Raw genomic sequence first — 12,403 nt, forward strand, 5'->3', positions numbered from 1 at the left:
TTAACCCCAACTGACTTTCCCTTTATCGCACATTTTGCTTTAGTAGGGGGTGATAATAACTAAATCCGATGAGAACTCTATGAAGACTCCATTATACAGTGCGCTCGCACTGGCTATTTCTCTGGCGCAGCCTAGTGCGTTTGCCGAGGAAGCCGCAAAAGAAGAACAAAAATGGCAAGTAGATAGTCCGCAAGGCGAATTCCTGGATGCCAAGATCAGTGTTAACCAGGGCACCTGGATGAACGTGGATATCAGCCCCGACGGCAAAACCCTGGTATTTGACCTGCTAGGTGATATTTACACCATGCCGATTAGTGGCGGCAAGGCCACTCAGTTAACGTCGGATATCGGCTGGCAAATGCAGCCGCGCTTTAGCCCGGATGGCCAACATATTGCCTTTACCTCAGATCAAGGCGGTGGCGACAATATTTGGGTGATGAAGGTCGACGGCTCAGAGCAAACTCAAGTGACCAAAGAATCTTTCCGCCTGTTGAACAGCCCGGCCTGGAGCCCGGACGGTGACTTTATCGTTGCCCGTAAACACTTTACCGCCAGTCGCTCACTGGGTGCCGGTGAGGTGTGGATGTACCACAAGGCCGGTGGCTCGGGTGTGCAGTTAACCGAGCGTCCAAACGACCAAAAAGATCTAGGCGAGCCGGCGTTTTCACCGGATGGCCGTTATGTGTATTTTTCTCAGGATGACACCCCCGGAAAAACTTTCCACTATTCCAAAGACTCGGTGCAGGGCATCTACAAAATTAAGCGCTATGACCGCGAAACCGGTGAAATCGACACCATCCTAAGCGGCACCGGTGGCGCCATTCGCCCAACGCCGTCGCCCGATGGTAAGACCCTGGCTTATATCAAGCGTGACGACTTCCAAAGCACGTTGTATCTGTATGATTTAGAGTCTGGTAAAGAAACCAAGCTGTACGATAAGCTTGAGCGTGATATGCAGGAAACCTGGGCCATTCACGGCGTCTATCCGACCATGGCTTGGACCCCGGATAACGAGTCCTTGGTGTTTTGGGCCGGCGGTAAAATCCATAAGCTGGACGTAGACAATGGCGAGAGCGAAGAAATCGCTTTTGAGGTTGAAACCACCAAGTCGATTCAAAAGGCGCTGCGCTTTGAGCAAAACCTGGATACCGATGAATTTGACGTAAAAATGCTGCGCAACGTACAGGTATCGCCGGACGGTGAAACCGCCATTTTTGAAGCCATGGGCCATATCTACAAGCGCGACCTTGAGTCGGGCAAGATCAAACGCCTGACCAAGCAAGACGATCATTTTGAATTTTTCCCGACCTTCTCACGTGATGGCAAGCAAATCGCCTATGTCACCTGGGACGACGAGAAGCAGGGCAGTGTGCGTGTTGTTTCTGCACGCTCGGGCCGCGGTGATACCCTAACCACAGAGCCGGGCAAATACGTTGAGCCGGCCTTTAGTCCAGATGGTGAAACCCTGGTCTTTAGAAAGTCATCCGGCAGCAGCTTGTTGGCGCCGGAGTGGTCGTTGAAACCGGGTATCTACGCGGTGAACATAGACGATCCCGAAAAGCCTGAGCTTGTTACCCAGCACGGTTATCAGCCGCAATTCGGTAAAGACAATGACCGCGTGTATATCATGAGCCCTTGGCCTAAGCCGACCTTCAGCGTGGTTGAACTTGAAAGTAAGAAAATTCGCAAGTTGTACGAGTCTAAGCATGCCACCGAATTCCGCATCTCGCCCGATGGCCAGTACCTGGCATTTGCCGAGCGCTTTAAGGTGTTTGTGACGCCTTTTGTTGAGCGTGGCAAAACCATCAGCATAGGCCCGAAAGACAGTCAGTTTCCGGTTGAACAGCTTTCTGTACGCGCCGGCGAGAACATTAGTTGGAGCGGTGCCAGCGATCGCCTGTATTGGAGCCTGGGTCCTGAGTTGTACCATGCCTCTCTCGACGGTATGTTCAATATTAAAGGCGATGCCGATGCCGACTTTAAGGTGAAAAGCGGCGAAAATATTGGTTTCAAAAAAGCCATGGCCGAGCCTAAGGGCATGATTGCCCTGGTTGGCGCCAAGGTGATCACCATGAAGGGCGAGCAGGTTATCGACAATGGGGTCGTGCTAACCGACGGTAAGCATATTAAAGCCGTGGGTGCGCAGGCCGATGTGCAGATCCCTGAAGACGCCGAAGTGATTGATGTCAGTGGCAAAACCATTATGCCAGGGATCATCGACGCCCACGCCCACGGTGGTCAGGGTAGCGATGAAATTATTCCCGAGCAGAACTGGAAAAACCTGGCTGGTTTATCCTTAGGTGTCACTACGATTCACGACCCAAGTAACGACACCACGGAAATATTCGCCGCCAGCGAAATGCAAAAAGCGGGCGAGATCCTCGGTCCGCGTATCTTCTCCACCGGGACTATCCTTTATGGTGCCAATATGCCGGGCTATACCTCGCACGTTGACTCCCTGGATGATGCTAAATTCCACCTTGAACGCCTGCAAAAGGTGGGTGCCTTTAGTGTTAAGTCTTACAACCAGCCGCGCCGCGATCAGCGTCAGCAGGTGGTGGAAGCCGGCCGTGAACTCGGCATGATGGTAGTGCCAGAAGGGGGCTCTTTATTGCAGCATAACCTCACCATGGTGATCGATGGCCACACCACCATAGAGCACTCGATTCCGGTGGCCAATATCTATGATGATATTCGCCAGCTGTGGTCGCAAAGTGACGTGGCTTATACGCCGACGCTTGGCGTGGCCTACGGTGGTATCTGGGGTGAGAACTACTGGTACGATAAAACCGAGGTGTGGAACCACCCGCGTCTAAGTAAATTTGTCCCTAAAAACCAGTTGTTGCCGCGCTCTATGCGTCGCACCAAGGCGCCTGAACATCACTACAACCACTTCAACAACGCCCGTGTTGCCGGCGAGTTGCAAGATCAGGGTGTGTTAGTGAATGTCGGTGCGCACGGTCAACGTGAAGGTCTGGCTGCGCATTGGGAAATGTGGATGTTTGCCCAAGGCGGCATGACGCCCCTTGAGGTGATCCGCACCGCCACCCTAGATCCCGCTAAGACCCTAGGCTTAGATAAAAATCTCGGCTCATTGGAAGAGGGAAAACTGGCGGACTTAATTGTGATTGACGGCGATATCCTCAGCGACATTCGTCAGTCCGATAAGGTGCAATACACCATGATAAACGGTCGTTTATTTGACGCCGAAACCATGACGGAAGTGGGTAAAAAAGCACGTACCAAGCTGTTTTTTGAATAAGCTCGGCAACGTTTAAATCAGCAATTAGGCCCGTATTTTACGGGCCTTTTTTATGCCTAAAAACTGGGCAGTTAGGGCGCGCAATATCCCGAATTGCTTGCCTTAGCCCAGGGCTAAGGTACACTGCCGCCAGTATTTATTTTTAAGGATAACCATGAAAAATCTGGTAATTATGCTAACGCTATTGAGCGTATTATTTACCGCCAGCTTCGATGCCCAGGCGCGTAAAAAGTTTGGTTCGAAACGCACGACGGGTAAGACCGAACAAACACAGACCACACAAAAGCAGCAAACTACGGACACCAATACCGTGACGGCGAAGAAAAATTCAAGCAAAAAAGGCATCATGGCCGGTGTGCTTGGCGGCCTGCTCGCCGGTGGTTTAATTGCTGCCATGATGGGCGATGATTTTGAAGGCGTGCAACTGCTGGAAATCTTATTGCTGGCGGGGCTTGGCTTCTTACTCTTCAAGTTTATTCGCTCGGCAATGCGCAAAAACCAGCCCCGGCCCATGATGGCAACGGCGCAAGGCCAGGCCTATGCGGGCCAGGGTCAGTGGCAGCAAAGCAGCGCCTCGGCTCAATCTCGGCCGCAACCGAGCTCTGTGCCCATGCAACTGCCGCCGAACTTTGATCAGGTTGGCTTTATACGTGCGGCCAAAGAGCATTATGTCACCATCCAACAGGCCTGGAATGACAATAACTTGGACCTGGTGTCGGAGTATTTAGCTCCCGAGCTGATCGATGAATTTAAGGCGCTGCGCGCCGAGCAGGGCGAGGTACTCACCGAGGTGTTGTTTGTTGATGCCAATATTGTTCGCGCCAGCTGCGACAATAATGTGTGGGCTATCAGCATCCACTTTAGCGGTCAGTATCAGGACCGCATTGCTCATGCGAAAGAGCGTATCGATGAAATTTGGCACATGGAGCGTCAAAACGCTGATTCGGCGCCTTGGTTGATTGTTGGCACCGAAGACTTGGTTGACTAAGCCAAGCGCTATTTTTCACTCACAAGGCCGCATATGCGGCCTTTGTTCTATTGTTCTTTTAATTCATCCCTTGTTGGCAATACCCTCGTGGCGATACCCCAAAATGGCCCTTAAAGCTGCGGCTAAAATGGCTGACGCTGTTAAAGCCGGTTTCAAAACAGGCATTGGTCACCGACTTGCCCTGATTGAGCAACAGCTGCGCCCGCTCGAGGCGGCGCTTAAGAATATAGGCCTGGGGACTGAGACCAAAGCGATGGCGAAAGGCGCTAAAGAACTTGCTGCGGCACATGCAGGCGAGGCTGCACAGGGTATCGACATCAATCAGGTTGCCAAGATTGTGTTCGATATGCGTGACCACCGCGTGCCACAGGGTCGCTTGCGGGTCTTGCTGGGCGCAGCTAAGCAACTGCTTATGCTCTTGTTCGCGCAGTAAGCGCACCAGTAATTCGGTGCTGGCAAGCTCGATCAGTAAGCCTCGGTCTTTTTCATTTTCACTGAATGCCTCAATCAAACGCCGATACACGCCTTCGGTGCTGGCGCTGTGGTTGAGTTGCAAGGTGGCCGTCTGCGCAGGGGCGTCACTATCGCTATGCAAACGCATTTGCCGGGCTACCCGATGCAGCTTTTGGGTGTCTATTTCTATGGTCAAACATCGGGTCGGTGTGCTCAAGGTGGCATCGGGGAAATCGATGGCCACATGCTCTTGGGGCGCAATCACAAAACTTTGCCCAGGGATGAAATCCTGCCCCTGCTCCAAGCTTGGATGATGCATCACCTTACGCCCTTGGATCATGGCACAAAACATGATTTCGTCGGCCTTAAAGGGTATGCCGTCGCTGTGCTCATAGGTGTCGTATAAACACAATTGCACGCCGTCGGCGTTAAACACCGAGCGGTGATCGACTAGGGTATCGAGGCGCTCGAGTGCATCTGGGTGGGTTGCTGCTTGCATCGCTAGGCTCCTTTGCTGTGACCAAAGCTTGTTCAAGGCTTGCTCTAGCATGGCCAAAAAGTGTACGTGGAGTCAAGCAAGATGGAATGCCAATCAAGTTTTTATCACCAAACTGGTCTAGCGTTAAAGGGATTGCAGCAAAGAAGGACAATAACAATGATCTATGCAAAGCCTAATTCAACCGACGCGGTGGTGTCTTTTGCCGCCCAGTATGAAAACTATATTGGAGGGGCCTGGGTGCCGCCGGTCGATGGCGCCTATTTTGACAATACCACGCCGGTGACCGGCGAAGTCTTTTGCCGGGTGCCACGCTCAAACGACAAAGACATCGAGTTGGCGTTGGATGCGGCGCATCAGGCCAGAGTAGCCTGGGGTAAAACCTCGGTCACCGAGCGCAGTAATCTGCTGCTGAAAATTGCCGACCGCATCGAGGCTAATTTAGAGCAATTGGCGGTGGCGGAAACCTGGGATAACGGCAAGGCGGTGCGTGAGACCCTCAATGCGGATATTCCTTTGGTGGTGGATCACTTCCGCTATTTTGCCGGCTGTATTCGCGCCCAGGAGGGCAGCATCGGTGATATCGATGAAAACACCGTGGCCTATCATTTCTATGAGCCCCTGGGCGTAGTAGGGCAAATCATTCCCTGGAACTTTCCGCTGCTGATGGCGGCCTGGAAGCTGGCTCCGGCCCTGGCTGCCGGTAACTGTGTGGTGTTAAAGCCCGCCGAGCAAACCCCGGCGTCGATTTTAAAGCTGGTTGAGGTGATTGGCGACTTGTTACCTCCCGGCGTGCTTAACGTGGTTAACGGTTATGGTGCCGAGGCGGGGCAAGCCCTGGCCACCAGTACCCGCATCGCCAAAATCGCCTTCACCGGCTCCACCCCGGTGGGGGCTCATATCTTAAAGTGCGCCGCCGAAAACATTATTCCGTCAACGGTGGAGCTCGGTGGTAAATCTCCCAATATCTACTTTGAGGATGTGCTTGGGCAATCGGATGAGTTTATCGATAAGTGTGTGGAGGGCGCTGTGCTGGCGTTTTTCAACCAGGGCGAGGTCTGTACCTGCCCATCCCGCTTGTTAGTGCAGGAGAGCATCTATGATGAGTTTATCGCCAAGGTGATCGATCGCACCAAGCAAATTAAGCGCGGTAACCCGCTCGATACCGAGACCATGGTCGGTGCCCAGGCATCGCAGCAGCAGTTCGATAAGATCATGAGCTACTTCACCATAGGCCGCGACGAGGGTGCCGAGGTACTCATTGGCGGCGATGCCGAGCGTTTCGATAACGAGCTTAATCAAGGCTACTATATTCAACCAACCCTGTTTAAGGGTAATAACCAGATGCGGGTGTTCCGCGAGGAAATCTTCGGTCCCGTGGTCAGTGTGACCACCTTTAAGGATGAGGCCGAGGCCATTGCCATCGCCAACGACACCGAGTTTGGCTTGGGGGCCGGTTTGTGGACGCGGGATATGAACCGCGCTTATCGCATGGGCCGCGCCATCGAAGCCGGGCGCGTCTGGACCAACTGCTATCACCATTATCCGGCTCATGCGGCCTTTGGTGGCTATAAAAAATCTGGGGTAGGGCGAGAAACCCATAAGATGATGCTGGAACATTATCAGCAGACCAAGAACCTCTTGGTGAGTTACTCGGACAATGCCCTCGGCTTTTTCTAACCCAAGTATTCCGAGTTAGATTTTCCAACCAACAAAAAAGGTGGCCTAGGCCACCTTTTTCATCTGTGCGCTTATTTGGTTTTTAAAATCCATTCGCTCAGCAGGCGCACACCATAACCTGTACCACCTACATTCACTTCACCTTTGGCCTTGCTGGCCAGGGCATTACCGGCGATATCGATATGCACCCAGCGGGTGTCTCCGGCAAAGTGCTGCAAGAAAGAAGCGGCCGTGGTTGCACCCGGGCCACCAGAACCTATGTTTTGCAGATCGGCGATATCCGACTTCAGCATGTCTTTATAGCCCAGTGGCAGGCGCCATACCTGCTCATTCACTACCTTACCGGCGGCGGTCAGCTCGCTAACCAGTTGGTCGTCTTCAGAGAAAATGGCGCTGTAGCGGTTACCCACGGCACGCACCTTAGAGCCGGTTAATGTGGCCACGTCCACCATGATCTCTGGTTTAAAGTACTCGCGGGCATACCACATGGCATCGCTCAGTACCAAACGGCCTTCGGCATCGGTGTTCACCACTTCCACGCTTAAGCCTTCGGCGGTGCGCAGTACATCACCCGGGGCAATGGCGTATTGGGACACCATGTTGGCGGCCATGCCCATCACGGCAACGACATTAACATCGGCCTTGCTCAGCGCCATGGCCTTAACCGTGCCCAGTACCGCAGCAGCGCCGGCCATATCCGATTTCATGCGGGCAATGGAAGGGCCGCTTTTAATGCTGTAGCCACCGGAATCAAAGGTAATGCCTTTACCCACCAGGGCGATTGGCGCATTGTCGGAACCCTTGTAGTGTGCAACAACAAGGCGGGCGCCATGCTCACTGCCGCGGCCAACGCCTTCTAAGGCACCCATACCCAGCTTTTTAAGCTCTTTGGGACCCAGCACGGTGACTTCAACACCGTATTGCTCAAGCTCTTTGGCGGCCTTGGCAAATTCGACCGGGGTCATTTCTGTGGCCACTTCCGAGGTTAGGTCGCGGGCTAAAAACACCCCTTTTTCGATATGAGCCAGGGCTTGGTAAGCCGCTTCGGCGCGCTCGCCGTTAGCGACATTGAAGTGATAGCTGACACTGGTTTTCTCGGCGTCTTTTTTGTAGACATCGAAGCTGTGGTCGCGAAGACTGGCGCCGTGGGCAAACTGAGCTGCCAGTTGGGCATTGCTTAACTGGCCTTGTACCTCGGCAAAAGCTAGGTCAACATCGGTGATTTTATTGGCTTTTAGCTGGCCATGAACGTTGCCACCGAGCTTCGCCAGGTTGGCGGCGTTTAACTCATCCTTGTCACCCAAACCCACAACCAAAATGCGCTCATAGTCGGAGTCAACAGGAGCTAGGAGCTCGAAGGTGCTGCCTTGGCTGGCATCAAATTGAGCAGCGTCCGCAGCCTTTTTCAATTGCGCCTGAGTCGCTGTAGATAATTGACCTGCAGGTAAGTCTTGCCCTTTGGTTTGCATAACCACCAGGGTTTTTGCGCCGTTTAGGCCAGTAAAATTAAAATCTGCTGCATAAACATGAGCACTCAAGAGTGTGGCGGCAACCGCACTAAGACTAAAAATACGCGACATATTGCTCTCCTAGATTCGCAAAGTTGCGCCTTTTTACCTTATTTCACTACTAATATTAACCAAATGTCGGTGAATGAACGAGAATTACGGTTTAACGTCGGTACTGGGTGTGTGAGCGGGGCGACACATGGCTATGCCATCTTGTGTCGCCACCTAGTTTGGCAAATAAAGTATTATGCTGTTTTGAGGGAGGTTTTACGCATGTTGCATAGCAGCATGGCGGCAAGTAAGGTAATAGGTAGTGGTGTTAGCACCTTTATAAATTGCGCCCAAACAGCGTGTTGTGGGTGCAAATACACTCCCAAAACACCGTACAGGGTGAGAAAAATGCCGCACACCAGGGTGTTTTTATATCCTAACTCCTTACCGAAACGCACGCTCATCGCACCAACCAGCAGACATCCAATGAGCCCTGCGAACATACTCTGAATTTGCAAGCCTAAGTCCTGCTCTGCCAGTATCATGGCTTGCTCTGTTGCTATACCATCGGGGAGCCATAATTGGACCAATACTATGCCTGCAATAAGCACGTATATGAAAAAGGCGGCGATGGTTACGCTAATAAGTTTAATATCTAATTTATTGCTAAACATGGGTTTTCTCCTTTGGTTAAAATGGAGTTAGCAAGGAGAACCCCGATGCTTTGGTTAAGTGACTATTACTTAAAGATACCTTCTTTATAGCCCTTGTAGGCCAGCAGACCCACCGAAGAGAGCAGCGCCAGCGACACCAGGTTTTTGAGTAAACTCATGGTCTCGTGATCGATGCGCCCGCCATGATAAGCATCAAAAATGCCCCAAAAGCCAAAGCCATTGGCGGCGATGACCAGTAGCATACTCCACAGGTAGCTGTGCTTATTGGCTTTAGGTTTAGCGGCCGCTTGCTCCTGTGGAGCCTGTGCTGAGGCGGTCTCTGAGTCAGTCTTTGTGGCAGGGGTCTGAATGTGTTCAGACACAGCCGCCGCTGAGGCGCTGCCTTGTACATGAACACTGTGATCCAGAGCCAATAATTGCTGACAATCGATATCCAGTGCCGCGGCGATACTTTTAATCGACTCCAATGAGGCAACGCCCTTGGCTTCGATTCTTTGTACCGTGCGCAAACTTAACCCCGACATCTCTGCCAGCTGCTCTTGTGAGTAACAGCGGCTATCGCGCAGGGTCTTAATGACCTGAACATTTACTTTCATTTTCATCTTGCGGGTCTCCTTGCTAACTGGATTTTAAATTAGCAATAGACCCTCTCCAGCAATACGTTAGGGCTGCGACACGCACCCGAAATCATTACGTAACCAATACGACACTATAGGTGATGAATGTTGTTTTACAAAGGTTTTTTAAATTTCAGTTCCACCAAATAAAGGCTCTGGACAGCGACTTAAATCAGTACTTGGTATCCACTTGACCGGCCTTAAACATTACTCTTGTTCTTTTTTCTGTGTCAGTTTTTGCTTCATCCAACGTCGTCGGGCATAGCGACGCATGTTTGCTATTTGATCGGTCTCATCCAAAATCGAACGGCCGATAATGGTTTCTATAATGTCTTCCATGGTGATTAAGCCTTGCCACGAGCCGTACTCGTCATACACCAAACACATGTGGTTTTGCTCTTCGATGAGCTGGGTAAGCAAATGCTCCAAGCTGGTGTTGTTAGAAACGACTTTAGCCGGGCGAGCAAACTCAATCGCGTATTTTTTGTCGCCCACCATAATCAAATCCGACTTAAAAATGATGCCGTGGGGAGCCTCGTCCTCATCTATGATGGGAAACCGGGTAAACTGACTTTTGACGACTTTGGTACGAATGTCGTCCAGCGGTAAGTCTGGTTTTAGCGTTTCACACACAATACGGGGCGTCATCACATCGCGCACCTTAATAGTATGTAAATCGAGAATATTGCTGATCGCTCTGTACTCGGTCTCATCAACACAAGCAAGCTCGGTACCAAGGGAGGCCAAGGCTTTAATTTCTGAGCGCAGGTCCTCTTCGCTGGTGCTGCCACCGAGTAAACGGGTAATTTTGTCCGAGATCCAAATAAAGGGTTTGAGTATCCAGATCAAGACGTTAAGTATTGGCGGTAAGACCACGGCAAGCTGGCGCCAAAACTGAGCGCCTATGGTTTTGGGGATTATTTCTGATAGCACGAGAATAAGAATGGTCATGACCGCCGAGGCGATACCCAGATAGCCATTACCGAAAACGACCGTGACCTGAGCGCCAACCCCGGCAGCCCCCACGGTATGGGCCACTGTATTAAGCGTGAGAATCGCCGCCAGCGGTTGATCAATCCTTTCTTTGAGATTTTTTAGTGCCTGATAGCGAACCGGGTTCTCCAATTTTTGTTTGGCAATATAGCTAGGTGTAATGGAGAGTAAGGCCGCTTCTAAAATGGAGCACATAAATGACACGGCAATAGAAAGTACGGCGAATGCAATGAGCAATAGCATAGTGGATTGTGTGGCCTCGCTGGCAAAGTGACTTACTGTTAGTTTAGTTAGCTATCTTTGGGTTAAAACGAATAAATAAAGGGTGCTACCCAATAAACTCATCAGTGCACCCCATTAACTGATGTTGTCGGTGTTTTAATAGGGTATAGAGCTCGCCCATCAGCAGTTTAATTCTGGGGACTTCAATGAGTGTGGGGTGTGTCAGCACCCAAAACTGTGCAAATTCCTGCGGCTCAGCATCACCGATTGGCATCAGCTGCTCCATGGTATCGGCGATATAACAGGCGCCGCGAATAAGGCCCAAGCCCTTATGTGCGGCCTCATGGCGTACCATCAAATCATCAATCACTAAGCCCGCGGGGGCGTGTGGGTAGGGGCTTTGTTTGATCCATTCGCTGTGGGCGGCATCGGCTGAACTAACGAGCCAGGTGTATTGCTCACTGGCTGTATGCGTGAAGTAGTGCTTTTGGGCATAGTAATTCACGGACACAACGCCGGCGCGGTGGCCAACCAGGTGCTCGGATGGCGCGTTGGCGACGCGAATGACAATATCCGCCTCGCAGTTGTCGATATCGGCGATGTGATAACTACACTGCATAACCAAGCGAATGTTTGGGTAGCGTTTAACAAAGGCAGCTAAGTCATCCAGAAGCAGATAGTGCGCAATGGCAGGGGGCACTGAAAGGGTGATTTGACCGCATTGATCCAGGTTATCAGCGCGCTGCGCATGCCTGTCTGCCAGTACCAGCGCTTCAACTTGCTGCGCTGTGTGCAATAAGGTATGGCCCGCCACGGTGAGTGCGTACCCTGAGGGGGTGGACTCCACCAGGGTATGGCCGTGGCTGTGATTGAGCTGTGCTAATCGCCTTGCCACCGTGCTGTGGTTCACGGCCATTATTTTTGCCGCGTTGCGCAGTGTTTTCCCCCTGTGAATTGCCAATATCAGGCGATATGCATCCCAATCTTCCATAATCACGTGTTACGTTAAAGAGTTTGCACTCCAGTATGCTCGTGTACCGCGAAACTAGCAATACGCCAGTTTTTCCCTGTTTTATACAAGAAGTAGGTTGCCCCAACTTTATTAAACACTTCGCCATTATCGCGATAGCGAACAGCAAGGTTGGTGGCTATGGCAATGTTTGTATCTATCAGGCGCACATTAACCTGTTGCCAGTTGACCGAGGCCACCCCCTTGGACTTTAAACCATCGAGAAAGACCACCACCTGTTTGCCAAACTCGTCGGCACTCATGGCCACCGGTGGGTTGGCACTGGACATCAGCATGACCCGGGGCATATATAACTGCTCCACATGTTCCAGCGACTTGCCTTGTATATAGCCATTGTACTTATTCATGTAGCTGGAGAAGAGGGCTTTAATAGCGGCCTCGTCCTCTGCTTGCTGCGCTGAGCCAGTGGCCAAAGCCTGCGAGCAAAACAGCGGCGCTAAAAATAGCGTTAAGAGTAGAAACAGTAAGTTAGGTAAACGCATCATGATC

The 12,403-nt window shown here is 51.7% G+C and carries 10 protein-coding genes; 3 read left to right on the forward strand and 7 right to left on the reverse strand.

The features are described 5' to 3' along the window. Nucleotides 1-79 precede the first annotated feature (79 nt). Nucleotides 80-3,262 carry an amidohydrolase family protein gene (locus KD147_RS01710; protein ID WP_212546659.1) on the forward strand — a complete coding sequence of 1,061 codons (3,183 nt, stop codon included), beginning with the start codon at nucleotides 80-82 and terminating at the stop codon, nucleotides 3,260-3,262. Nucleotides 3,263-3,416: 154 nt separating this feature from the next. Continuing rightward, on the forward strand, nucleotides 3,417-4,250 hold the full coding sequence (locus tag KD147_RS01715) for a Tim44 domain-containing protein (RefSeq protein ID WP_212546660.1): 834 nt from the start codon (nucleotides 3,417-3,419) through the stop codon (nucleotides 4,248-4,250). A 58-nt stretch (nucleotides 4,251-4,308) separates the two neighbouring features. On the opposite strand, the gene KD147_RS01720 is transcribed toward KD147_RS01715, so the two are convergent. Next, nucleotides 4,309-5,202 (reverse strand): helix-turn-helix transcriptional regulator, encoded by an 894-nt coding sequence (locus KD147_RS01720; protein ID WP_212546661.1) that lies wholly within the window; start codon nucleotides 5,200-5,202, stop codon nucleotides 4,309-4,311. A gap of 156 nt (nucleotides 5,203-5,358) precedes the next feature. Here KD147_RS01720 and exaC point away from each other — a divergent pair, with 156 nt between their 5' ends. Beyond that, nucleotides 5,359-6,879, forward strand: a complete 1,521-nt coding sequence (gene exaC, locus KD147_RS01725) for an acetaldehyde dehydrogenase ExaC (RefSeq protein WP_105189930.1) — start codon at nucleotides 5,359-5,361, stop codon at nucleotides 6,877-6,879. A gap of 71 nt (nucleotides 6,880-6,950) precedes the next feature. On the opposite strand, the gene KD147_RS01730 is transcribed toward exaC, so the two are convergent. The 6 genes from KD147_RS01730 to KD147_RS01755 all read right to left on the reverse strand — a co-directional run bounded on the left by KD147_RS01730 (nucleotide 6,951) and on the right by KD147_RS01755 (nucleotide 12,399). Then, entirely contained in the window at nucleotides 6,951-8,459 is a 1,509-nt protein-coding gene (locus tag KD147_RS01730) for a leucyl aminopeptidase (protein WP_212546662.1), read from the reverse strand. Between the two features lie 173 nt (nucleotides 8,460-8,632). Beyond that, complete coding sequence (locus KD147_RS01735) at nucleotides 8,633-9,052, reverse strand: hypothetical protein (RefSeq protein ID WP_212546663.1); 420 nt, start codon at nucleotides 9,050-9,052, stop codon at nucleotides 8,633-8,635. A gap of 65 nt (nucleotides 9,053-9,117) precedes the next feature. Beyond that, nucleotides 9,118-9,654 (reverse strand): helix-turn-helix domain-containing protein, encoded by a 537-nt coding sequence (locus KD147_RS01740; protein ID WP_212546664.1) that lies wholly within the window; start codon nucleotides 9,652-9,654, stop codon nucleotides 9,118-9,120. Between the two features lie 222 nt (nucleotides 9,655-9,876). Then, the gene (locus tag KD147_RS01745) at nucleotides 9,877-10,905 is read right to left on the reverse strand and encodes a CNNM domain-containing protein (protein WP_105255453.1); all 1,029 of its coding nucleotides are present in this window, start codon (nucleotides 10,903-10,905) and stop codon (nucleotides 9,877-9,879) included. An 85-nt stretch (nucleotides 10,906-10,990) separates the two neighbouring features. Continuing rightward, the gene (locus KD147_RS01750; protein ID WP_212546665.1) at nucleotides 10,991-11,875 is read right to left on the reverse strand and encodes a LysR family transcriptional regulator; all 885 of its coding nucleotides are present in this window, start codon (nucleotides 11,873-11,875) and stop codon (nucleotides 10,991-10,993) included. A 14-nt stretch (nucleotides 11,876-11,889) separates the two neighbouring features. Next, a complete protein-coding gene (locus KD147_RS01755; protein ID WP_212546666.1) occupies nucleotides 11,890-12,399 on the reverse strand; it encodes a DUF6841 family protein in 510 nt (169 codons plus the stop codon). Nucleotides 12,400-12,403: the final 4 nt, after the last annotated feature.

Origin of the sequence: Pseudoalteromonas sp. BDTF-M6, assembly GCF_018334135.1 — a bacterium.
GTDB lineage: Bacteria > Pseudomonadota > Gammaproteobacteria > Enterobacterales > Alteromonadaceae > Pseudoalteromonas.